This is a genomic window from Algoriphagus marinus, assembly GCF_001936475.1.
GTDB lineage: Bacteria > Bacteroidota > Bacteroidia > Cytophagales > Cyclobacteriaceae > Algoriphagus > Algoriphagus marinus.
Genome location: NZ_MSPQ01000001.1, coordinates 583,001 through 602,851 on the forward strand (window position 1 = coordinate 583,001; position 19,851 = coordinate 602,851).

Genomic DNA, 19,851 nt, shown 5'->3' on the forward strand with positions numbered 1-19,851 from the left:
CTGCAATTCCATGAAAAAGAACAATTCGAAAAAACCATTTTTCAACGAGGATAAGAAAGATTCCAAATCATTTAAAGGAGGTTTCAAAAAAAGATCCTCAGACCCTGATTTTGAAAAATCCGGATCAGATCGGAAATCATTTGGTAAAAAGGACGATTCATTTGGCAAACCTGCATCTGGAAAGAAGGCAGGATTTGGGGCTAAAAAAGCGAGTTTTAAGCCCAAGTTTGAGCGAAATGATTCCGAAAATAAATTCAAGAACACTGAAGATTCAAATACAGGGAAGAAAAAATTCTTTCAGAAGAAAGATGAATCAGGATCTGAAAGCAAGAAATTTCCTCCAAGAGGGGAGAAGCGTCCAGGAAAGTCCTTTGATAAAGATTTCAAATCAGACAAACCTTCGGGAAAAGAAGAGGGGTTAATTTATCGAGGCAGAGGGAAAGATCAGAAGCCAGTTTTTGAACCAGGAAGACCAGTTTATAAAAAAGAGAATAAGGAAGTTCGCGGATTTGGTAAGAAGCGATATGTAGATCAGGATACTAACCTAGAGCGACCGGATTATAAATTTGATGCATTGCCTTCTAAAAAGAAGAAGTTGGATGAAGCGGAAGGGGGTTTGATCAGATTGAATAAATTTATTTCGAACTCTGGAATTTGTGGAAGGAGAGAGGCAGATCAGTTGATTTCGCAAGGACTGATCACTGTGAACGGTGAGATTTGTACTGAGATGGGTCGAAAAGTTAAACGTACTGACCGAGTAGTTTATCAAGGAAGAAAGATCAATCCTGAAAAGCCAGTCTATGTACTATTAAATAAACCAAAGGATTTTATTACTACGACAGATGATCCAATGGATCGTAAGACGGTGATGAATCTTGTTGGGAATGCTTGTGAGGAACGAATCTTCCCTGTGGGAAGACTCGATCGAAATACAACTGGTTTATTACTTTTCACCAATGATGGAGAATTGGCAGCAAAGCTTTCTCATCCTTCCAATGAAATCAAAAAGATATATCAAGTCACTTTGGATAAGCCTTTGACTAAAAATGATGAAGAGGCAATAATTGAAGGTTTAACCTTAGAAGATGGACCTGCTGCGGTGGACGATTTGCAGGTTCTTTCCTTAGACCGTAAGATTATGGGGTTAGAGATTCATATTGGAAGAAACAGGATTGTAAGAAGAATTTTTGCCCATCTAGGCTATGAAGTTACTGCACTTGATCGAGTGATGTACGCAGGTTTAGATAAGAAAGACTTAAAGCGAGGACATTACCGATTTCTTTCTGAGCAGGAAGTTATTCGACTAAAGTTCTTTGTTTAAATTAAAAAAGCTCCTTAGGGAGCTTTTTTTATACAAATCCTTTCAGAGCCTTTTCCAGATCCCTCTTAGTTATTATTCCACCTTTTCGCCAAAGGATTTTACCTTTTTTAAAGAGAATATAGTGGGGGATAGATCGGACTCCAAATTGTTGGGAGAGCTGTGGATTTTTGTCTACATTCAATTTTAACAGTTTGATACGTCCTCCCAATTCTTCCAGCACTTCTTCAATAATAGGATTCATGGTCTGGCATGGTCCGCACCAATCAGCATAGAAATCCACCAGGATAGGTTCTTGGCTTTTAGAGATAGATTCTTTTGGATTTTTCTTGGGCATACTTCAAAAAAAAGGCCTTCCGATTTTTCAGAAGGCCTTAAATTACGTTTTGTTTTTCTTAGTTACCAGCTGGAGGGGTAGGAAGCTTAATGTTTAGCTTCGCAAGTACAAGTTCTGTAAACTTATCTTCCTCTTTGGTGTAAAGTAATATCGGAGCTTGGCCTGCAGTCTCAGCAAAGATATGTGTGTAGTTGTTTTCAGCAGCCACAGCATTGATCGCGTTCACTACTTTTGTTTGAACTGGCTCCAAAAGCTCTCCTAACTTTCTTTGATAAGAAACCTGGGCATCTTGCTCATACTTCTGAAGGTCACCTTGGATTTTAGTAAGCTCAGCTTCTTTTGCGGCTCTAGCCTCGTCAGTCATGCTTTGAGCAGCCTGCTGATAAGTTTGTACTTGGCGCTGAAAATCCGCTGCCTTAGTTTGGATATTGGTTTGTAATTGGGTCTGGTAGTCTTGGATATCAGCACCGATCTGTTCCATCTCTGGCATCAAGTCCATGATAAACTCCACATTTGTATACCCGATTTTAATTTCTTGCGCCTGAGCGACAAATCCTGCGCAAAGCATCACCACTGCGGAAAGGATAACTTTTACTTTCATCATTTTTTGGTTCTTTTTATTTGTTGTCTTCTATTCCTAATTCTTCCAGAACAAATTCCGAATAATCATGCCTTGGGTCTGTATAGATAATGGCAGATGGTTCAGCTGCTTTATCAAACAGGGTAGCTAGATTATTTCTTCTGGACACTTTTACTATTGCATCGTAGATTTTGGACTGTAAGGGCTGCATCAGTTCAGCTTGTTTCTGAAAATACTGCCCGTTGATTCCAAAGATCCTGTTGTAATATTCCTGTGAGTTTTTCTCTTTCAATTTTATCTGTTCCAGCCTTTGCTGATACATCTCTTCTGTCAATAAAACCTCTTCAGCTTTTAACTGTACGTAGAGTTCTTTTATCTCTTGGTCCAAATCTTGTGCCTGTTTCCTCCATTCGGCACTGATATTTTCTAACTCTTGCTGAATGACCTTATAATCCGGATGCTTATTCAGGATGTACTCTGAATCTATATATCCAAACTTTTGAGCCATTAAATGCTCGCTAGAGCCCATAAGGAGCAGCAAAAATACAATTTTCAATGATTTATTCATGGCTTGAATGCAGTTTCTGAGGGTTATTTCCTTCAAACGGATTGATTCCAGATTTAGCATAAATTAACCATTTAAACCAGAAAGTTTCTACTACCTGAATTGTTGTCCAATTGTAAAGTGGAATTGAGCTCCACTTGGTCTAAGCTGTCCAGGAATAGCGTCAAATCCATATCCCCAATCAATTCCAAGCAATCCAAATGCTGGCATAAAGATTCTAGCTCCCATACCTGCTGACTTTTTCAAATCGTACGGGTTGAAGTCCGCATAAGAACCCCAGTTATTTCCAGCCTCAGCAAATGCCAATACGAAAATGGTTGCAGAAGGATTTGGTGAAACCAAATATCTAACCTCCATCACATACTTATTATAGACAATACCTCCATAAGGATCAGGGTCAGCAGTTCCTCTAGTATCCCTACCTGGAGTGATCGATTGGTTTTCGTATCCTCTTAGACCGATGATTTCCTGGCCCAAAGCAAAGTTGTTAAAGGTCATTCCGTCCCCACCCATTACAAATCGTTCCAAAGGAATAATTCCAATCTTATTACCATATGAGCCTAAGAAGCCCATATGTGCTCTTGCACTTGCCACTAGTTTGGTGGACCCAAAGAGTGGGGTATAAATAGATGCATCAAACATCCACTTGTGGTATTCCAGCCACTTGTATTTCTCCTCATCTGGTGATTCTCGATCTATATTTTTATTCAATGAAGAATAAGGAGGAGTCGCTGAGATGGCAAGCATGATATTGGATCCGAATCTAGGATAGATAGGGTTATCCACGTTGTTTCTTGCAATCGTTGTATTTAAGGTGATACTGTTGGAAGTACCGGTCGGATAGCTCAGTCCAAAGGAAGTTCCGAACTGGTCAAATTCATAGACTTGGAACTGCAGGGAATTACTGACACTGAAATAATCATCCGGCCAAGTTACTCGTTTGGCCAAACCAAGTGTTACCCCTGTGATTTTAAAGAACCCAAGTTCATTACCAAAATTAGCTTGATTAAAGAAATCAACTTGACGCTGTACCGAGTGATTAAATGCAAAGCTTAATGCATTAGGTTTTTTACCTCCAAACCAAGGCTCAGTAAGAGAAACAGAATAATTTTGGAAAGACCTACCATTAGCCTGTACTCTCAAAGATAGCTTTTGTCCGTCACCTACCGGTAGTGGATCCCACTTGTCGAAATCACCAATGTTTTTGATTGAGAAGTTATTAAAGGACAAGCCAACAGTTCCCACAAATCCATAGAATCCTCCCCATCCACCGGATAGCTCAATTTGATCATTTGGCCGCTCTTCGAGTTCAAAAGTGATATCTACAGTAGCAGCTTCAAAATTTGGTCTAAGATCTGGATTGATTTTTTCCGGGTCAAAATAGCCCAACTGGGAAAGTTCTCGAATCGTTCGGACTAAAAGCGCCCGGTTAAATTTTTGGCCCGGTAAAATTCGGATTTCTCGCATCACCACGTGATCAGATGTCCGTTCATTGCCTTTAATATTGACGCTGTTTACGGTTACCTGCGGTCCTTCGAAAATTCTCATTTCGAGGTCAATCGAATCACCAGAAACATTGATTTCTACTGGGTCAATGTTGAAAAATAGATATCCGTTGTCTTGATAAAGTGAACTGACATCATCTCCTTTAGCCGGATCATAATTCAGACGTTTATCCAGCTTTTCCTTATCGTAAACATCGCCTTTCTTAATACCCAACTTAGTAAGTAAAACTTGATCAGGGTGAATAAAATTACCGTTGAAAGTGATATTTCGATAATAGTATTTTCTGCCTTCCTCTAGGGCAATATCAATGTTGATTTTATCCTGACCATAGTCATAGATAGAATCAGCTACAATCTTGGCATCTCTAAAACCCCTACTTTGGTAGAAATTGATAATATTATCCTTATCATTTCGATATTCTTTAGGAATGTATTTGGAACCGCTGAAGAAGTTGAGCTTGAAATTTTTATTGATATAATTTTTTGCATCTTCAGATGAAGCACTGTCAGTGTAGAATAGTGTATTTTTTACATCTGCAGGAGTGGCAGATTCTAATCTTGTGTAGGCATCTTTAAAGATGCTTACTCTAGCGTGCTCTTTGGTCTTTTTTAATTTGCCTTTAAGTTTAGAATCCGCAATTTCATTATTGCCATAAAAATCAATTTCGTTGATTCGGACTTTCGAATTCTGGGCTACGTCAAATCGTAGTTTTACAGAGTTTGGTAGGGTTGTATCTCGCTCTTGAATGATTTTGACTTCTGAGTTTAGAAAGCCCTTATCGATGTAGTATTTCTCGATATTTCGTTTCGCATTATTTAAGACGTCATCACGAACTACCCTGCCTCGGATATTTACTTTGTCCCTAAGTTCACTTTCCTGAGTTTTGTTCATGCCCGAAAATTCCACTCTTGAGAATCTTGGTCGCTCAGTTAAATCCAATAGAAGGTAAATATCTTCCCCTTCGATTTTAGTAACTAGAATTTTCACATCTCCAATTATTCCCTGTCCCCATAGCTTTTTCAAAGCATTGGAAATCGCATCTCCAGGCACTTCAATACGATCATCTACCTTCAGTCCGGAAAGAGATAGAATGGCAATTTCATCGAGTGTGGAAAGGCCTACTGCCTTTATTTCTGCAATTCTGTAAGTTTCGGGCTTTGCATAGTTTAGCTCCAAAATATCTATTGGCTTGCTCGAGGCATAGCGACTTTGACCCAAACGTATTTGTGCCATTGCTGAACTTGCCCAAATCAGACAAAACAGAATAAGTAAACTTCTTTTCATCAATTACTTAAGATTTAACTTGCTCACCTGTCATTCCAAATCTCCTTTCCCTTGATTGGAAATCGGAGACTGCGGCATTGAGGTGCTCTTTTCTAAAATCTGGCCATAATACCGGGCTAAAATATAGCTCCGTATACGCCAGTTGCCAAAGTAGGAAATTGCTTAATCTGAATTCTCCACTGGTCCGGATCATTAGTTCAGGATCAGGGATGCCTGCGGTATCCAGGTGATCGGCCATCACTTGTTGGGTAATTTCCGATGGTTTCAATTTCCCTTCTGAGATTTTTTGAGCAATGCGCTTTGTTGCTTGAGTGAGTTCCCATTGGCCACTGTAACTGAGAGCCAATATTACCTGAAGTCCAGTATTTGTGGAGGTAGTCTCTTTTGCCTCCTTCAATTTGGAATAAGCAGAAGGTGGAAGACTGTCTACATCACCAATAGATAGGAGTCGGATGTTATTTTTCATCATCATCGGAACTTCATCAGTAATGGTTTTTACCAACAATTCCATCAGTCCATTAATTTCATCTTGAGGACGAGACCAATTTTCTGTAGAAAATGAAAATAGGGTAAGGTATTCTACTCCAAGGTCTTCCGCACCTTCAATCGCATCCTTCACTGCTTGAATCGCATGTCTGTGACCAAAAATCCGCATGGCGCCTTTTTTCTTAGCCCATCGGCCATTGCCATCCATGATAATCGCGATATGTCGGGGGATTCTGTTACGGTCTTTTGTTTCCTTCATTCCAGTCGTTTCCGAAAGCCTACATTTTTTGGAGGTACAAAAATGCTATTTCTTTTTCAATAATCTACCCTAGGGTTCAATTAATTAATAAGCATAGCACCTTGTAGTCGCGAAAGTGTAACTAATCGTAACACCAAAGAAGTAATACCAATCCTTATCGTTTGGATTTCCAAAGTTGATCCCATAGGGTTCAGCTTGATTTGAGGGATTTACAAACCTCGGAATTGGTGGCTGTTTACTGTCAATTTTATCCAAGTAATCAGTTAAAGTAGGTCTAAAACCGATTTCAGATGCCAAAGTCCAACGATCATTGAGTCTGTATTTTACTCCACCTCCAAAAGGTAAGGTAAATGTTCCCAATGAATATTTTGTGGATTTATTGAAAGTAAACGTATTTCCTTTTGCTGTAAAGAAGGAATAGCCAATACCAAAGAAAGCATATGGGGAAAATCTGAATTCAGAACCAGTTCTCAGAAAGTCAAGAAAATTAAATTCCATCACTGCAGATCCTTCAATTATCCCTCCTCGGAATCGAGCATCTCTTACCCGAGCCAATCGATCTATTGGTTTAATGCTATCCGCTGCCTGTAGTATCCCGGAACTAATCCCCACTCTAAGCGTCCAAACATTGTCAAAATTTCTCTTGCCAAACAACGTGACTTGGGGTCCTAATTGGCCCAGGTCAATTTTTCTGATTATATCTCCGGAATAAGCCGCTACGCCTATTCCTCCTCCCAGTTCATATTCCTGAGCTTTTAACTCTTGAGATAAACTCAAAAGTAATAGACTGAAGATGAATAAGTGATTGAAAATCTGAAAATTGACCTTTTTCAAGACGATGCAAGTTATGAAGTACCTAACGTATAAAAAACGACTTCTCGTATTTAACGGGTTAATAATTGTTAAGCCAAAATTGAGATAATTTTCCCGAAAAGAAAATCAATTCCTCATATCGAAGCCCCAATTCAGTTTCTGACGAAGCGTATCGAAGAAATGATAATTTGGGAGTTTTACCAGCTTTGCTTCAAATACTTCCTTTTTGACAGAAAGTTTTACTTCTGAGGATACAGAGGTCGATCTAGAATCCAAAGAGATTAGAAATTTCTCTGTTCTTCCTTCAATTCTAAAGCTTATTTCACTTTCATCAGAGACGATAATTGGCCTTACATTTAAGTTGTGCGGACTTACTGGGGTGATTACTAGATTTTTTGCTTCAGGGGAAATTAAAGGTCCACCGCAACTTAGAGAGTATCCTGTTGAACCGGTTGGTGTGGCAACAATCAATCCGTCTGCCCAATAGCTGTTCAAATATTTTCCATCAATGTATGTATGAACTGTAATCATTGAAGAGGTATCTCGCTTATGAATGGTGAATTCATTTAGCGCAAAATTTAATCCATTGAAAAGCTTTTTATTTTGCTGAAGGGAAATCAGTGCTCTAGATTCAATTTGATAGTTATGATCTGCCAGGTGTCCTATTGCCTGGTCGATTGAATCTGTGGCAACTGTAGCTAAAAAGCCCATTCTACCTGTATTAAGACCCAAAATAGGAATTTCTAAATTTCCAACTTGGCATACTGCATCCAGTAGAGTCCCATCGCCTCCGATGGAAATCATGAAATCCATCTTTGCCATTTCCTCCTTGTTCTCAAGAACCCAATAGGGGGATACTAAATCCGAATGTGCTCTGATTTGTTTGTCAAATTGTTTAGTGACGAAGATTTCAAAATTATGCTTGGCTAAAGCTAGGAAGAGTGATTTGACCTCCAAAAAAAACTCCTTTTTCAAAGCCAAGCCATGAAGGGCGACTTTCATAATTTAAATATCTAAAAATCTAAGCAAGTTTCCGATACGATCCTCTTCACTGCTTGCCTCCTCGACTTCTTGGTATTGGTCCAGAATCCTATATCCAAATCTTTCTAAAGTGGCTTTAATATGGCGAAGTTCTGGCTTGTCGATTTTAAGGGTCAACTTGATTTTATTATTATCCAGTGGATCTGTTGAAATAAAAGAACTGAGAACTTTTCCATTTTCACTTTCAATGATTCTGGAGATTTCTGCCAGGCTGTATTCATTCATATTCATGGACAAAATCATCACGCTGCCATGGGATTGAATGGATAGGCTTTCTGCGAAAGCAGAAATTGAATCCTCCATGGTCACCACTCCGAGGTAGGTAGAATTTCTGTCCAAAATAGCGACTAAATTAGAGTGATGCTCTGAACTCACCCTAAGCACATCATAAATATGCTGATCAGCAAAAACCCAGCAACCGGAATTTTCTAAAGTCAGTTCTGAAATTAGAGTTTCCGGATTGTTCAAGTCAAAAATCAAGTCTCCATTTACCAGTCCCACGAAAACCCCATTGTCAACCACCGGTAGATTGTTGATTCGGATTTCTTCCATCCAAGACAAGGCCTTGCCAGTTTTGTCGCTTAGCTTTAATGGGGGAATGAGATTGTTTATGAATTCGTATGCTTGCATTTAAGAGAAAGATAGGGAATGATTTCAGATTTTAAAACGCTAGAATTCGGTTTCTTGTTCCAATTGCCGAATCTGAGGGGTTTTTGTTCGCCTTTTAAAAGAAGAAATTGTAACCTACTCCTAGTATAATTCCACCTGCAATTATCGCTGGAGAAGATATTTTGGTGAATTGCAACAACAGATAGGTACCCAAAATGAAAAATATGTTGATACCGTTAGCCTCAAGCGGTTCGAATAGTAAATAGGCAGCCGAGATCAGCATTCCACATGATACCGCATTGATTCCTTCCAAGGCTGCTCGAACTGGACGATATTTTTTTAACTGATCCCAAAATCGAATGACAAAGAAAATCAGAAAAATTCCAGGCAGAAAAATCCCTGCTGCAGCAATAAGTCCCCCGGCAAAGAAGCCAGCAGTGCCGAATTCTCTCATCGATAGCGCTCCTACGAATGAGGAAATACTAAAGGTAGGTCCAGGAATAGCTTGCGAAATGGCATATCCTGTCAAGAACTCTTCAGAACTTAAGAAATGTTTGAAGTCGACGAACTCAGTGTATAAATATGGAACCAATACTTGTCCTCCTCCAAAAATCAAACTTCCGTTTCTGTAGAAATTTTCAAAGAGTAGGATAGACTGATCCTTAGTAAGTGCACCTAAAATCGCTGCCAAAGCTAATGTCCCTGCCCAGAGATAGAAATTGGACCATTCTATTTTTAGTGGCGCATCCTTCTCCAATTTGGGTTGCTTCTTATATTTGATCGAGGTACTTAATCCACCTGCGATCAACAATAACGGGAAGATGTATGGGGAATTGTAGAAGAAAGAAATAAAGGTCGATATTAGAACTAGAACCATCGCCTCTGTTGTCTGAACCATTTTCCCGATGGTTTTTTGCGCAGCAAAAATTATAAATCCTATTGCCATAGGCTGTATAAAGCGCGCAAAATTCAAAGCTCCAGGGGTATTTTCTTGCAGAAAGAAAATCAAAATAGCTGCAAAAATCATAAACAAGGTTGCAGGAAGAATCCAAACAATCAATGCTAGATAAGCTAAGTTTGGTCCACCCACCCGAAAGCCAATAGCTGATATCAACTGAGTTGAAGAAGGGCCTGGGAGCATATTACATAGTGCATTTAGCTCCCAAAGTTCTTCTTCAGAGATATAAACCCTTTGTTTGACCATTCGCTCTAAGAGCATCGCCAAAAATGCTTGAGGTCCTCCAAATGCTGTCAAGCTGAGTATCAGGGTGTCTTTCAGGAAAAGGTAATAACGAACCCGCTTGACAGACATTTCTTATTTTTTTAGACCTAATTCACGAAGTCTCTCGTCAAGAAATTCTCCCGCAGTAATGTCTTCGAATTGCTTTGGATTCTGAGCAGTCACACAGCTCTCAAGGCAAGTCAAGTCCATCTCAGACCTAGGATGCATAAAGAATGGAATCGAATATCGACTAGAATTCATCTTTTCTCTAGGCGGATTAACTACTCGGTGAATCGTTGATTTTAGTTTTTTATTTGTCAGACGCTCTAGCATGTCTCCCACATTTACTACCAGCTGATCAGGAAGCGCAGTAATTGGAATCCACTTGCCATCTCTTCGAAGTACCTGGAGTCCATCAGCACTGGCTCCCATAAGAAGTGTAATCAAATTAATGTCTCCATGCTCAGCAGCTCGAACAGCATCAGCAGGAACTTCATCCGGGTTTTCGATAGGGAAGTAATGTATCTGTCTCAGGATCGAGTTTCCGTAGGCTACCTTGTCTTCAAAATAATCTTCTTCCAAATCCAATGAAAGTGCAATTGCCCGCAACATGGCTTTACCTGCATTTTCTAAAGTCCGATAGGCTTCATTGGCATCATTTTTAAATCCAGAGATCTCCGAAGGCCAAACGTTTTCAGGATATTCAACTTTTATAGGATCTGAATCAGGAATGTTGGAAAGTTCTTGACCCACATGGTAAAATTCTTTTAAATCACCAGTATTTCGCCCTTTTGCATGTTCTTTACCCTTTCCAGTATAACCTCTTTGAAAACCAATTTCCGGTTTTTCATATTTTGCTTTTATCTCATCTGGGAGTGAAAAAAAGTCTTTAATCGAGCCATAAAGACGATCCTGAAGGTCCTGAGATAGTCCATGGTTTTTGATGGCTACGAAACCAATGTTTTGGTATGCCTCAGCAAGTTTAGCGACAAAGGCCGCTTTTTGACTTGCAGAGCCACTTGTAAAGTCTGCTAAATCGAGGCTTGGGATTTCCTCAAATAAGATGTCCATGAGTTTGCTTTTTAATTGAAGAGCCAAATTTATCTTTAAATTAAATATCTTTATTCCAAATCGCCTCCCTCATGAAAAAAATCCTTACTATCCTCATCATTTTAGGGGTCATTTCAGCATGCAACTCTGAAAAGAAAAAGATTAATGAAGAAGTTGTTAATCTGCAGGAAGGTGAAATAATATCCTCTCCCGAGATTCCGAAGATAAGCTTTTTCCAGTATGAGGATTCATCTGCATATCCAGATGCAATTTTGGAATTATATACCCCTTTGGGTAATCAGATTTTCAAACCTGGAAAGGTTCCGTTTGAATTTAACATCAAAAACTTTCCTTTCGAATTAAACGAAAACCAAGAGTTTAAACTTTTCAACATTCTCAATGGTGGAGATCCTGTAGGTTTTTATTCTCCCATTTTTCAAAGAGAGTTGGCCGAGGGAAGCTATCGGGTAGTAGCATACCTGGTAGATGAAGAAGGACTTGCCCTAAAGAATTTTGGAAACTACATTGACAGAGACTTTCAAGTAGGAGATTCCAGGCCATTTCCCTATTCTGCCGAGCCATACCTTGCGCTTAATTTGCCCAGATCAAATCAGGTTTTCGATTTGGGTTCGGAAGTGGTTATTGATTTTTTAGTAGTTGGAGGAGATATGAAGCTGGACGGTCTTAAGGTGAAGATTCAGGTCAATGAGCTGACTTATGAGATTGATCATATGGCACCTGTACGTCTGGTAAATCTGCCGATTGGGAGCTATCAAGTGAAAGTTCAACTGCTTCGATCTGATGGAAAAGAACTTGAGGGACCATTTTCGAGTGTGAGTAAATCCATCATTGTTCGATAACATGATTATCTTTGGGGCTTTCATTCCTTAGATTTTATCATGCTGTTAGTTAATCAAATCAGAGAAAATTTTGCCGGTGTTCTTGCCGGTCTTCAAAAGCGAAATTTCCCCAATGCCGAAGCTGTTTTAAATCAGGCAGTTTCATTGGATGAGTTGAGGAAATCCACTCAAACTGAACGAGATCAAATTCAAGCAGAATCAAATGCGATTTCCAAAGAAATCGGGATTTTGATGCGAGAGGGAAAAGCAGAAGAAGCAGTCAAAATCCGCGAAAAAACTGCGGAACTCAAGACCCAGATCAAAGATTTAGAAGATCAGTACTCCTCTGCGGAGGAAGAATTGAGGCTTCTACTTTACACCATCCCAAATGTACCACATACATCAGTGCCTGCCGGGAAGTCCGCCGAAGACAATGAAATAGTGCTCGAAAGCGGGGTAATTCCAACTCTTTTTGAAGGGAAACTTCCGCACTGGGAGCTCATTAAGAAATATGATATTATCGACTTTGACCTCGGGGTAAAAATTACAGGAGCTGGCTTTCCAGTCTATAAGGGAAAAGGTGCAAGACTTCAACGCGCACTTATCAACTTTTTTCTTGACGAAGCGATAGCGGCAGGCTATATGGAAGTACAACCGCCAATCTTGGTAAATGAAGAATCTGGATATGCCACAGGCCAACTGCCTGACAAGGAAGGTCAAATGTATTTTGCAAGTGCTGATAATCTTTATCTCATCCCGACGGCAGAAGTGCCAATTACCAATTTGTATCGGGACGTGATTCTGTCAGAATCAGATCTTCCAATCAAGAATGTGGGTTACACTCCTTGTTTCCGAAGAGAAGCAGGAAGCTGGGGAGCACATGTGCGTGGACTGAATCGTTTGCATCAGTTTGATAAAGTGGAGATTGTACAGATCACACACCCGGAACATTCTTATCAGACACTTGAATCGATGAGTAGCTATGTTCAGGGTCTTTTGAAAAAGCTTGAGTTGCCTTACCGGGTACTTAGACTGTGTGGAGGCGATATGGGATTCACTTCTGCATTGACATATGATATGGAAGTGTATTCTGCCGCGCAAGAGAGATGGCTTGAAGTAAGCTCTGTTTCAAATTTTGAAACATATCAATCTAATCGTCTGAAACTTCGATTCAAAGGAGAGGATAAGAAAACCCAATTGGCACATTCTCTAAACGGAAGTGCTTTGGCTTTACCGAGAATTGTGGCCTCTATTCTGGAAAATAATCAAACACCTGATGGTATTTTGATGCCAAAAGTACTTCATTCATATTTAGGCTTTGATAAAATTTAATCGAAGCAAAAAAAGCTTAAGAAAGCGTGAGGATTGATTTCTCACGCTTTTTTTTATTTCACATTTTCTTCAAAAAGCTTTTCCAAAGTTTTTTCTAATTCGGCACTGAATCCCATGTGTGGTCGCGAAGTCTGAATAATAGAGCTCCTCACAGCAGTAAGCCAACGGAATCTTGATGCAAGGTCCATATCAGCGATTTTACCGCCATTTGATTTTCCTAAGCAGATTTTTTCAAAAGAGTGTAGGTTCAATTGGATCATCTCAATATCGGCAAGTGGATCCAAAGCCAATAGTTTTGACTCATTCAATTGTATTTTACAACCTAAAAAACCTGATTTAGCATCACCTAGGATTACTCCCACATTAATGAATTCCTCTCGCTCCACCCTAGGGACCACCCGGATGATGGCATACTCATATAAGTGTTTCCCTTGCATCTTGAGCTTCTTTGGTGAATTGATCAGAATAAGATAGTCGAAGGCTCAGAAAATCAGCGTACACTTGGCGCAATTCCTGAATATCATCAGAGTCTCTTCCAGCGAGGAGCCATTCATCGGGCAGCTCAGCAACAAGATTTCCGAATATCTCGTTATTTAGTTTTTGTTTGAATTCTTCATTTACGCCTTCTAATAAGCTCGCCTGCGGCAAAAGCACATGGTTTTGAATGATAGGAAATGGACCTGTGGCATTTCTTTTCCAATTTGTCCAAGCGTGTTGAAATAAAAAAGCAGCACCATGATCAATGAGCCAAAGTTCCCTGTTCCACATCAGCATATTCGTGTTGCGAAAAGTTCGATCCACATTGGTGATGAACATATCCAGCCAAACAATTTTTGAAGCTAGCAATGGATCTACAGGCTTGGCAATGGGGTCATAATTAATTGCTCCCGAAAGAAAATGCAAGGCAAGATTTAACCCTTGACTTCCTTTAAGTAAATCCTGAATCTCCTCATCACCTTCAGATCTCCCAAAAGCAGGATCTAAGTTTGCAAAGACTAATTCCGGCACATTTAAACCTAAGAGTCTGGCAATTTCTCCCCCTAGAAATTCGGAGATTAGGGCTTTTTCCCGTTGACCTGCTCCACGAAATTTTAATACATATTTGAACCCATCGTCCGCATCTGCCAAGGCAGGAAGCGAGCCACCTTCCCGAAGAGGTAAAATGTATCGAGTGACATTGACGGTACGAAGTTTGAAGGATTGATTCATGATTTTCAATTTGAAAAATAAGCTATTTCAGAATTAAGTATTTTAAATACGTGGTAAAAGTTCTAATCCAAAATTAGAAGATTCACGGCATAGTCGATTTAAGGACTTAGATTAACCAGTCAAAATTATTTTCAAAACATCTCTCAAATGAAGCACTTTCTAATTTTACTTCTTCTTTTTGCTACTTTTAACTTTAATGTAAATGGCCAAACGACCTCCGAGCGAGAGGCTATTATCCAAACGGTTCAGCTTTATTTTGATGGTATGATGGATCGAGATCGTACTAAGCTTGACCAAGCATTTCTTTCAGAAGCCAGATTAATCGGGTTCCGAGGAGATGAGCTCACAATTACATCTTATGATACTTGGGCTACCGGTACTTCAAAAGGAGAACCAAGAAATCGGACTCAGTATAAAAATGAGATTGTTTCGATTCGGGTTCAAGGTAATACAGCAGTGGCAGAGACTGAATTATATTGGCCGGGAATCTATTACTATGACTTCCTGACCCTGATTAAGATTGATGGCCAATGGAAAATAGTAAATAAGAGTTGGTCTGAGAAGAAGTTATAGGGATTTGGCTTTTAATTATCTTTTCCGAAAACCAGAAAGTGCTGAATTTTCAAGAATTTCCCATTTTGGATAAGTTTAAATCCATTCGCATTCAACTCCTTTTCAACTTGATTTACGGTCATTTTATGAAGTGGCTTGATTGGTATACTCGGATCTTCACCCCGGTATTCCAGAAGTAAAATTTTACCATCTGGTTTTAAGGACTCACGAATGGAGGCAAGCATTTCTTTTGGATAGGCAAGTTCGTGGTAGACATCTACCATGATTACAAGGTCTATTGAGTTCTTCTGAAGATTTGGATTTAGTTCGCTCCCCTTTACAGTAGATACATTTGTAAGTCCTAATTCCTTACTTTTCGCATCAAGGTAGTTGATTGCCTCCTGTTGAATCTCCACTGCATATACTTTTCCTTCTGGAACTTTAGGAGCAATTCGAAAAGTATAATACCCCGAGCCAGCTCCTATATCTGCTACAATGCTTTCTGGGGTGATCGGCAGATTTTTAAGGGCTATAGAAATTCCCTCCTCACGCTCTCGACTTGCACGCTCAAGCCAATCTTTTCCTTGGAATCCCATCACTTGAGAGATCTCCCGACCAAGATAAACCTTGCCCGTACCATCTCTTGTAGGTGTGATGTAAGTATAAGTAGAGTTTTCAGTTTTGGAGCTTGTTTGTGCTTGACACGAAAAAATGAAAGTCAAGATCACTGGAATCAGCAGCTGATATTTTAGAGATTTCATGAGATAGCTTTTTAAATAAACCTAAAGGAGCTATTCATGTTTAAAACAGCATGTTAGTTTTTGCAAAACTTTCCAAAAAGAGAATTATTGATTAATTCCCCCGGGCTTTCAATTGTTCGTGAATCTTCAAAATTTGCGGAATAAGAAGTTTATTATCTACATTCTTAATGACAAAATCAGCTAGTTCGTTTTTAGCTTCATCAGGCATTTGTTGATTGATTATATGGTTTATTTGCTCCTCTGAACGATGAGGATCCCGCATCAATATCCTGGAGATTCGGATTCTTAGTGGAGAGCTGACATTGATTACAGCATCTAAATGCTTATGGCCTTCAGTTTCAAAAATCAATGCAGCTTCTTTTAGTACGTATGGGCTTTTTTGAACTGCGGCCCATTCTTTGAAGTCAAGTGCTACGACTGGATGCACAATGCTATTGATTTTGATTACTTTTTCAGGATCGGAAAATACAGTTTCTGCCAAGTAGGATCGATTTAAAATCCCATTTAAATAACTCTGGCTACCGAATGCCTTGGAGATCTCGGACTTTAATTCCGGATTATTACTCATTAACCACTTAGCTCTGTCGTCGGCGTAATAGACAGGGATTCCCAAAATTTCAAAGACTTTTGCAACAGTTGATTTTCCTGATCCGATTCCTCCTGTGATTCCAATCAGCAGGGGGGAATTAGTTGCCATAGCGAAGTTTCAATTTAGGAGGGGTTACTCGTACTTGATCCAAAAATGAGGGTAAAGGTTTTACTTCGACTGTGATAGTACTATCCTCTTTGTTTCGCTTATAGTAATCTACAACTCCCTCAAATTCTAATTCTTTGAGTTGGTCCGAACTGCGCTCATCAACCAGATAGTTCATCATCAATTGTTCTTCCTCATTCTCTAAAGTAACTGATTTGGGAAAATTGATCTTTCTGATTTTTAATCGCTTATTTCCCTCCAGAAATGCGACAACATCTAATTTAACAATGACCGTTTTTTCTTTAATCGACACCAAAGATGCCATTTCCTTGGGCAGATTTAATTTCACTTCTTTTGACAAGTCTTTATTGATTTTATTTTCATTAAGATTGACTGTAAAAGTCTTTTTTAAAGAGTCTAAAAGTGAACTAGGACCAGTAAAGGTTAACTGTGGAGGATCAAATTCTGGGGTGCCTAGAAGTTTAAAGTTTTTATATAGACTATAACTGGTACTGTCCAACTTTGGTGTAATCTTAATGGTCTGAATCCGGTTGATATGATATTTAATTGAATCATCCAGGATAGATACAACCTGGGTAGGTCCTAAAAAATCACTCAGTCCACGCTTAAGGTCTGAGGTTAAGATAAAATCACGTGAAGATGGATTTGAGATTTCAACTGGAAAACTCTGGCTATTGAAATTGAAATACTTTCGGAGTAAATCCCATCCATTTCCTGAGATTTCGATTTGAATATTTTCCGGCTCCTCTGCCACGGAAACATACTTTTCCCTATCATATACCAACTCGATTGGAAAATCTACCACAGTGGTGTAATCGTCCTTATTGAGGGCATTTAAAATCCAAAAAGTGGTAGCCGCTGCGATGCAGAGTACTACCACTTTAAGATTAGAGAGTTTTTTAGCAGAAATCCTTGAAGAGGATTTTTTAGTTTCCGGCAAAATTCAATTTATTTGGTTGTTGCTGGTTTCTTTGAGAAGTCAAGAGAAATTGCAGACTTTTCTACTTTGACTTTTAGACCTCGGTCAAGTTCTAGAATCACAGTATCAGAGTCAGTACTGTAAACCTTTCCATGAAGGCCTCCTATAGTCACCACATCATCCCCTTTCTTGATCTCCTCAATAAACTTTTTCGAGTCTTTCTGTTTCTTTTGCTGTGGCCTGATCATGAAGAAATACATGATTAAGATGATTGAGCCAAATAAGAATACTTGGCCCAATATGCCACCGCCGCCTACTGAGGCCTGAGCTAATACAATTGAAAGCATATTTATTTTTTCACAGGTCCAACTGCTACGGAACCTGAATTTTTGGGATTAACTGATCCTTTAAGACGAAGTCTAGTCACAGTTGGGTTTGTATTTGCTTGAATAGTCACTGTAGGAGCCTGAGATCCGGATTTTGCAGTAGAATTAAATACTACTTTCACAAAACCTTCTTCGCCTGGCTTTACTGGTGTTTTAGTCCAGTCAGGGCTAGTACATCCGCAAGAAGCAGTAATATTTGATATCACCAATGGAGCCTGCCCGTTGTTTGTGAAATTAAAGACGTGCTCCACTACTTGACCTTCATTGATGGTGCCAAAGTCATATTCCATTGCTGGAAATTCAAACTGACCTAAAGAAGATGGGTCTGCTGCCTGAGTTGACTGAACATTTACAGGTGTTACTGCAGTATTTTGAGTCTCTAGTGCCGCAATTTTATCTTCCAATGCCTTGATTTTAGCATCTTGGGACTCTTTTGGATTACATGCTAACCCTAGGGATAACAGCATAGCGAAAGCGCCTACTTTGATTGAATTGATTTTCATAACGATTAGTTGTTACCTTGATTGATTTGATCTATTAATTTATTGACGTCACTTAGAAGGTTTTCAGCTTTATTTTTCGCGTCGGATATTACTCTTTTACCTTCCGTTTTTGCTTCATTAAGATGTGTCTCTTTTCCTTCTACCAAGTCTTCTATTAGGTCTTCAAGTTCCTTTTTGTACTTTGATAGTTTGAAAGAAAGTTTATCTCTGGTATTATTTCCTGCATCTGGTGCAAATAAAATTCCTAATGTGGCTCCTACTCCAGCTCCTATTAAGAATGCGATGAGTGAATTACTGTTTTTGCTCATGATTATATTATTTATTGTCTAAAAGTCCTCTACCACTCTTACGTATATCTCCTTTTTCGGTTAACTCTTTTGCCATTACATCCAGTAACCCATTTACAAAATGCTTACTTTTTGGAGTGCTGTAAGTCTTAGAAATATCAATGTATTCATTGATACTCACTTTAACCGGGATGCTTGGAAAATTTTTCATCTCGGCAAGAGCCATCGAGATAATGATTTTATCCGTATAGGCTAATCTGTCTATATCCCAATTTTTGGTTTTTTGAGAGATTAGTACCTTACTCTCAGCATCATTTTGAATCGTGAAGTTAAAGATATTTTCAAAAAACTCCTTATCCTCATCCCAGTTGATTGCGATCTCCGGCATTTGACCATCGCTTTCTTGATCTAGATTTGCGGCATTTTTCAATACTTTGGAAGCAAGACTTCTAACGACAGATTTATTTTCTGTCCAGTTAAGATCTTTCTCGGAAAAATAATTGAGGATAACTTCATTTTTGAAAATGATCTTCTTCAATAAGCTGTCTGCTGCTTCTAGATCTTCTTCAAGACTTGGGTTTTCAATCTTAAGGTAATCTTGATAAATCTCTGAGGTTTTGATATAATCTCTAAACCACTCTTTAACCTCTAACTCCAGATCATCAAGATTTACGTTGTTTCGAGCTAAAGCTGCCAAATAAGTTTCTGATTCACCTAGTGAATTCAGCACTTTGTTATTAGCCAAGTTTAGTTCATTCCCAAAACCAATTGGGGTGTTTCCTGCAAGCTTTTTCTTTTTTTCCACTTCCTTTTCGACATGTTTTCCAAAGGAGCGGAGAAGTTCGATTGCTGAAAGGTAAAGTTGTGGGATTCGCTCAGCTGAGATGACCATGTTTTTCAGAAGAAACTGATGATCTTTCTCGTTTGCTTGATGATACTGTTTTAGGGCTTCTAAAACTGTTTTTTTCACTTTTGCACTGGCCTCACTAGCTTTCAGTAACTCCTTTGATTCCAGGTTTTGATCAAACAGCTTAATCGCTTCTTCAGCCTCCTTGGTAAGAGCTACTTTATCCTGCACCTCCATACTGTTAAGGTCTGGCAGAAAAGCGGCTTTGATATAATCTTTGGCAAGGTTGAGGTTAGAACCTTTGCACTGCTCATAGGCATATAGGTTTTGGAAAGCCTTGACCCTGAGAATTCTTCTATTTAGCATAACGTTGAAAAGGAGCTGTAAATATAGTCAATTTGGCTTGGCTAATCCCTAGTTAGACAAGACAA

23 protein-coding genes are annotated in these 19,851 nt (G+C 39.1%); 4 read left to right on the forward strand and 19 right to left on the reverse strand.

Annotated features, from left to right (window positions below; genetic code table 11):
• The first annotated feature begins 10 nt into the window (after positions 1 to 10).
• Positions 11 to 1,321 carry a pseudouridine synthase gene (locus BVC88_RS02415; protein WP_075349044.1) on the forward strand — a complete coding sequence of 437 codons (1,311 nt, stop codon included), beginning with the start codon at positions 11 to 13 and terminating at the stop codon, positions 1,319 to 1,321.
• 28 nt (positions 1,322 to 1,349) lie between these two features.
• Here the strand turns inward: BVC88_RS02415 and trxA are convergent, their stop codons facing one another.
• The 10 genes from trxA to BVC88_RS02465 form a co-directional block, all read right to left on the reverse strand.
• A complete protein-coding gene (gene trxA / locus BVC88_RS02420; RefSeq protein WP_075349045.1) occupies positions 1,350 to 1,655 on the reverse strand; it encodes a thioredoxin in 306 nt (101 codons plus the stop codon).
• A gap of 58 nt (positions 1,656 to 1,713) precedes the next feature.
• Positions 1,714 to 2,259 carry an OmpH family outer membrane protein gene (locus tag BVC88_RS02425; protein ID WP_075349046.1) on the reverse strand — a complete coding sequence of 182 codons (546 nt, stop codon included), beginning with the start codon at positions 2,257 to 2,259 and terminating at the stop codon, positions 1,714 to 1,716.
• A 13-nt stretch (positions 2,260 to 2,272) separates the two neighbouring features.
• A complete protein-coding gene (locus BVC88_RS02430; protein WP_075349428.1) occupies positions 2,273 to 2,803 on the reverse strand; it encodes an OmpH family outer membrane protein in 531 nt (176 codons plus the stop codon).
• Positions 2,804 to 2,893: 90 nt separating this feature from the next.
• Complete coding sequence (locus tag BVC88_RS02435; RefSeq protein ID WP_075349429.1) at positions 2,894 to 5,590, reverse strand: BamA/OMP85 family outer membrane protein; 2,697 nt, start codon at positions 5,588 to 5,590, stop codon at positions 2,894 to 2,896.
• Between the two features lie 7 nt (positions 5,591 to 5,597).
• Complete coding sequence (locus tag BVC88_RS02440) at positions 5,598 to 6,335, reverse strand: isoprenyl transferase (RefSeq protein WP_075349047.1); 738 nt, start codon at positions 6,333 to 6,335, stop codon at positions 5,598 to 5,600.
• Positions 6,336 to 6,419: 84 nt separating this feature from the next.
• Positions 6,420 to 7,169 carry a type IX secretion system protein PorG gene (gene porG, locus BVC88_RS02445; RefSeq protein ID WP_075349048.1) on the reverse strand — a complete coding sequence of 250 codons (750 nt, stop codon included), beginning with the start codon at positions 7,167 to 7,169 and terminating at the stop codon, positions 6,420 to 6,422.
• A gap of 105 nt (positions 7,170 to 7,274) precedes the next feature.
• Complete coding sequence (locus BVC88_RS02450; protein ID WP_075349049.1) at positions 7,275 to 8,150, reverse strand: NAD kinase; 876 nt, start codon at positions 8,148 to 8,150, stop codon at positions 7,275 to 7,277.
• A gap of 3 nt (positions 8,151 to 8,153) precedes the next feature.
• Entirely contained in the window at positions 8,154 to 8,819 is a 666-nt protein-coding gene (locus BVC88_RS02455) for a CBS domain-containing protein (protein ID WP_075349050.1), read from the reverse strand.
• Positions 8,820 to 8,913: 94 nt separating this feature from the next.
• Positions 8,914 to 10,110 (reverse strand): chromate efflux transporter, encoded by a 1,197-nt coding sequence (chrA, locus tag BVC88_RS02460; RefSeq protein ID WP_075349051.1) that lies wholly within the window; start codon positions 10,108 to 10,110, stop codon positions 8,914 to 8,916.
• 3 nt (positions 10,111 to 10,113) lie between these two features.
• Positions 10,114 to 11,091: an isopenicillin N synthase family dioxygenase gene (locus BVC88_RS02465; protein WP_075349052.1), complete on the reverse strand. Its 978-nt coding sequence runs from the start codon at positions 11,089 to 11,091 to the stop codon at positions 10,114 to 10,116.
• A 71-nt stretch (positions 11,092 to 11,162) separates the two neighbouring features.
• On the opposite strand from BVC88_RS02465, the gene BVC88_RS02470 reads away from it, so the two are divergent.
• Together BVC88_RS02470 and serS are read left to right on the forward strand one after the other, a co-directional pair.
• The gene (locus tag BVC88_RS02470) at positions 11,163 to 11,930 is read left to right on the forward strand and encodes a hypothetical protein (protein WP_075349053.1); all 768 of its coding nucleotides are present in this window, start codon (positions 11,163 to 11,165) and stop codon (positions 11,928 to 11,930) included.
• A gap of 39 nt (positions 11,931 to 11,969) precedes the next feature.
• Positions 11,970 to 13,241: a serine--tRNA ligase gene (gene serS, locus BVC88_RS02475; RefSeq protein ID WP_075349054.1), complete on the forward strand. Its 1,272-nt coding sequence runs from the start codon at positions 11,970 to 11,972 to the stop codon at positions 13,239 to 13,241.
• Positions 13,242 to 13,294: 53 nt separating this feature from the next.
• Here serS and BVC88_RS02480 read toward each other — a convergent pair whose 3' ends face one another.
• Together BVC88_RS02480 and BVC88_RS02485 are read right to left on the reverse strand one after the other, a co-directional pair.
• On the reverse strand, positions 13,295 to 13,678 hold the full coding sequence (locus BVC88_RS02480; RefSeq protein WP_075349055.1) for a DUF3037 domain-containing protein: 384 nt from the start codon (positions 13,676 to 13,678) through the stop codon (positions 13,295 to 13,297).
• Positions 13,656 to 14,450 (reverse strand): HipA family kinase, encoded by a 795-nt coding sequence (locus BVC88_RS02485; protein ID WP_075349056.1) that lies wholly within the window; start codon positions 14,448 to 14,450, stop codon positions 13,656 to 13,658. Before BVC88_RS02485 ends, BVC88_RS02480 begins: the two co-directional genes overlap by 23 nt.
• A 147-nt stretch (positions 14,451 to 14,597) precedes the next feature.
• On the opposite strand from BVC88_RS02485, the gene BVC88_RS02490 reads away from it, so the two are divergent.
• Positions 14,598 to 15,023, forward strand: coding sequence for a nuclear transport factor 2 family protein (locus BVC88_RS02490; protein WP_075349057.1), 426 nt, complete (start codon positions 14,598 to 14,600; stop codon positions 15,021 to 15,023).
• Between the two features lie 11 nt (positions 15,024 to 15,034).
• Here BVC88_RS02490 and BVC88_RS02495 read toward each other — a convergent pair whose 3' ends face one another.
• The 7 genes from BVC88_RS02495 to nusB form a co-directional block, all read right to left on the reverse strand.
• Entirely contained in the window at positions 15,035 to 15,763 is a 729-nt protein-coding gene (locus BVC88_RS02495) for a class I SAM-dependent methyltransferase (protein ID WP_075349058.1), read from the reverse strand.
• A 91-nt stretch (positions 15,764 to 15,854) separates the two neighbouring features.
• Positions 15,855 to 16,460, reverse strand: a complete 606-nt coding sequence (gene coaE, locus BVC88_RS02500; RefSeq protein ID WP_075349059.1) for a dephospho-CoA kinase — start codon at positions 16,458 to 16,460, stop codon at positions 15,855 to 15,857.
• Positions 16,450 to 17,418 (reverse strand): YbbR-like domain-containing protein, encoded by a 969-nt coding sequence (locus BVC88_RS02505; protein WP_075349060.1) that lies wholly within the window; start codon positions 17,416 to 17,418, stop codon positions 16,450 to 16,452. The genes coaE and BVC88_RS02505 overlap by 11 nt, the downstream gene beginning before the upstream one ends.
• A gap of 8 nt (positions 17,419 to 17,426) precedes the next feature.
• On the reverse strand, positions 17,427 to 17,744 hold the full coding sequence (yajC, locus tag BVC88_RS02510; RefSeq protein ID WP_075349061.1) for a preprotein translocase subunit YajC: 318 nt from the start codon (positions 17,742 to 17,744) through the stop codon (positions 17,427 to 17,429).
• A 2-nt stretch (positions 17,745 to 17,746) separates the two neighbouring features.
• Entirely contained in the window at positions 17,747 to 18,286 is a 540-nt protein-coding gene (locus BVC88_RS02515) for a DUF1573 domain-containing protein (protein WP_075349062.1), read from the reverse strand.
• 5 nt (positions 18,287 to 18,291) lie between these two features.
• A complete protein-coding gene (locus BVC88_RS02520; protein ID WP_075349063.1) occupies positions 18,292 to 18,594 on the reverse strand; it encodes a YtxH domain-containing protein in 303 nt (100 codons plus the stop codon).
• A 7-nt stretch (positions 18,595 to 18,601) separates the two neighbouring features.
• Positions 18,602 to 19,786 (reverse strand): transcription antitermination factor NusB, encoded by a 1,185-nt coding sequence (nusB, locus tag BVC88_RS02525; protein WP_075349064.1) that lies wholly within the window; start codon positions 19,784 to 19,786, stop codon positions 18,602 to 18,604.
• Positions 19,787 to 19,851: the final 65 nt, after the last annotated feature.

Excerpts from the sequence above, each read along its gene's own strand:
- BVC88_RS02515 (WP_075349062.1), bottom strand. The coding sequence starts at position 18,286 with ATGAAAATCAATTCAATCAAAGTAGGCGCTTTCGCTATGCTGTTATCC.
- BVC88_RS02425 (WP_075349046.1), bottom strand. The coding sequence starts at position 2,259 with ATGATGAAAGTAAAAGTTATCCTTTCCGCAGTGGTGATGCTTTGCGCA.
- trxA (WP_075349045.1), bottom strand. The coding sequence starts at position 1,655 with ATGCCCAAGAAAAATCCAAAAGAATCTATCTCTAAAAGCCAAGAACCT.
- chrA (WP_075349051.1), bottom strand. The coding sequence starts at position 10,110 with ATGTCTGTCAAGCGGGTTCGTTATTACCTTTTCCTGAAAGACACCCTG.
- BVC88_RS02430 (WP_075349428.1), bottom strand. The coding sequence starts at position 2,803 with ATGAATAAATCATTGAAAATTGTATTTTTGCTGCTCCTTATGGGCTCT.
- BVC88_RS02450 (WP_075349049.1), bottom strand. The coding sequence starts at position 8,150 with ATGAAAGTCGCCCTTCATGGCTTGGCTTTGAAAAAGGAGTTTTTTTTG.
- BVC88_RS02470 (WP_075349053.1), top strand. The coding sequence starts at position 11,163 with ATGAAAAAAATCCTTACTATCCTCATCATTTTAGGGGTCATTTCAGCA.
- BVC88_RS02490 (WP_075349057.1), top strand. The coding sequence starts at position 14,598 with ATGAAGCACTTTCTAATTTTACTTCTTCTTTTTGCTACTTTTAACTTT.
- BVC88_RS02520 (WP_075349063.1), bottom strand. The coding sequence starts at position 18,594 with ATGAGCAAAAACAGTAATTCACTCATCGCATTCTTAATAGGAGCTGGA.
- BVC88_RS02440 (WP_075349047.1), bottom strand. The coding sequence starts at position 6,335 with ATGAAGGAAACAAAAGACCGTAACAGAATCCCCCGACATATCGCGATT.
- nusB (WP_075349064.1), bottom strand. The coding sequence starts at position 19,786 with ATGCTAAATAGAAGAATTCTCAGGGTCAAGGCTTTCCAAAACCTATAT.
- BVC88_RS02465 (WP_075349052.1), bottom strand. The coding sequence starts at position 11,091 with ATGGACATCTTATTTGAGGAAATCCCAAGCCTCGATTTAGCAGACTTT.
- serS (WP_075349054.1), top strand. The coding sequence starts at position 11,970 with ATGCTGTTAGTTAATCAAATCAGAGAAAATTTTGCCGGTGTTCTTGCC.
- BVC88_RS02485 (WP_075349056.1), bottom strand. The coding sequence starts at position 14,450 with ATGAATCAATCCTTCAAACTTCGTACCGTCAATGTCACTCGATACATT.
- BVC88_RS02435 (WP_075349429.1), bottom strand. The coding sequence starts at position 5,590 with ATGAAAAGAAGTTTACTTATTCTGTTTTGTCTGATTTGGGCAAGTTCA.
- coaE (WP_075349059.1), bottom strand. The coding sequence starts at position 16,460 with ATGGCAACTAATTCCCCCCTGCTGATTGGAATCACAGGAGGAATCGGA.
- BVC88_RS02480 (WP_075349055.1), bottom strand. The coding sequence starts at position 13,678 with ATGCAAGGGAAACACTTATATGAGTATGCCATCATCCGGGTGGTCCCT.
- BVC88_RS02455 (WP_075349050.1), bottom strand. The coding sequence starts at position 8,819 with ATGCAAGCATACGAATTCATAAACAATCTCATTCCCCCATTAAAGCTA.
- yajC (WP_075349061.1), bottom strand. The coding sequence starts at position 17,744 with ATGCTTTCAATTGTATTAGCTCAGGCCTCAGTAGGCGGCGGTGGCATA.
- BVC88_RS02495 (WP_075349058.1), bottom strand. The coding sequence starts at position 15,763 with ATGAAATCTCTAAAATATCAGCTGCTGATTCCAGTGATCTTGACTTTC.
- BVC88_RS02415 (WP_075349044.1), top strand. The coding sequence starts at position 11 with ATGAAAAAGAACAATTCGAAAAAACCATTTTTCAACGAGGATAAGAAA.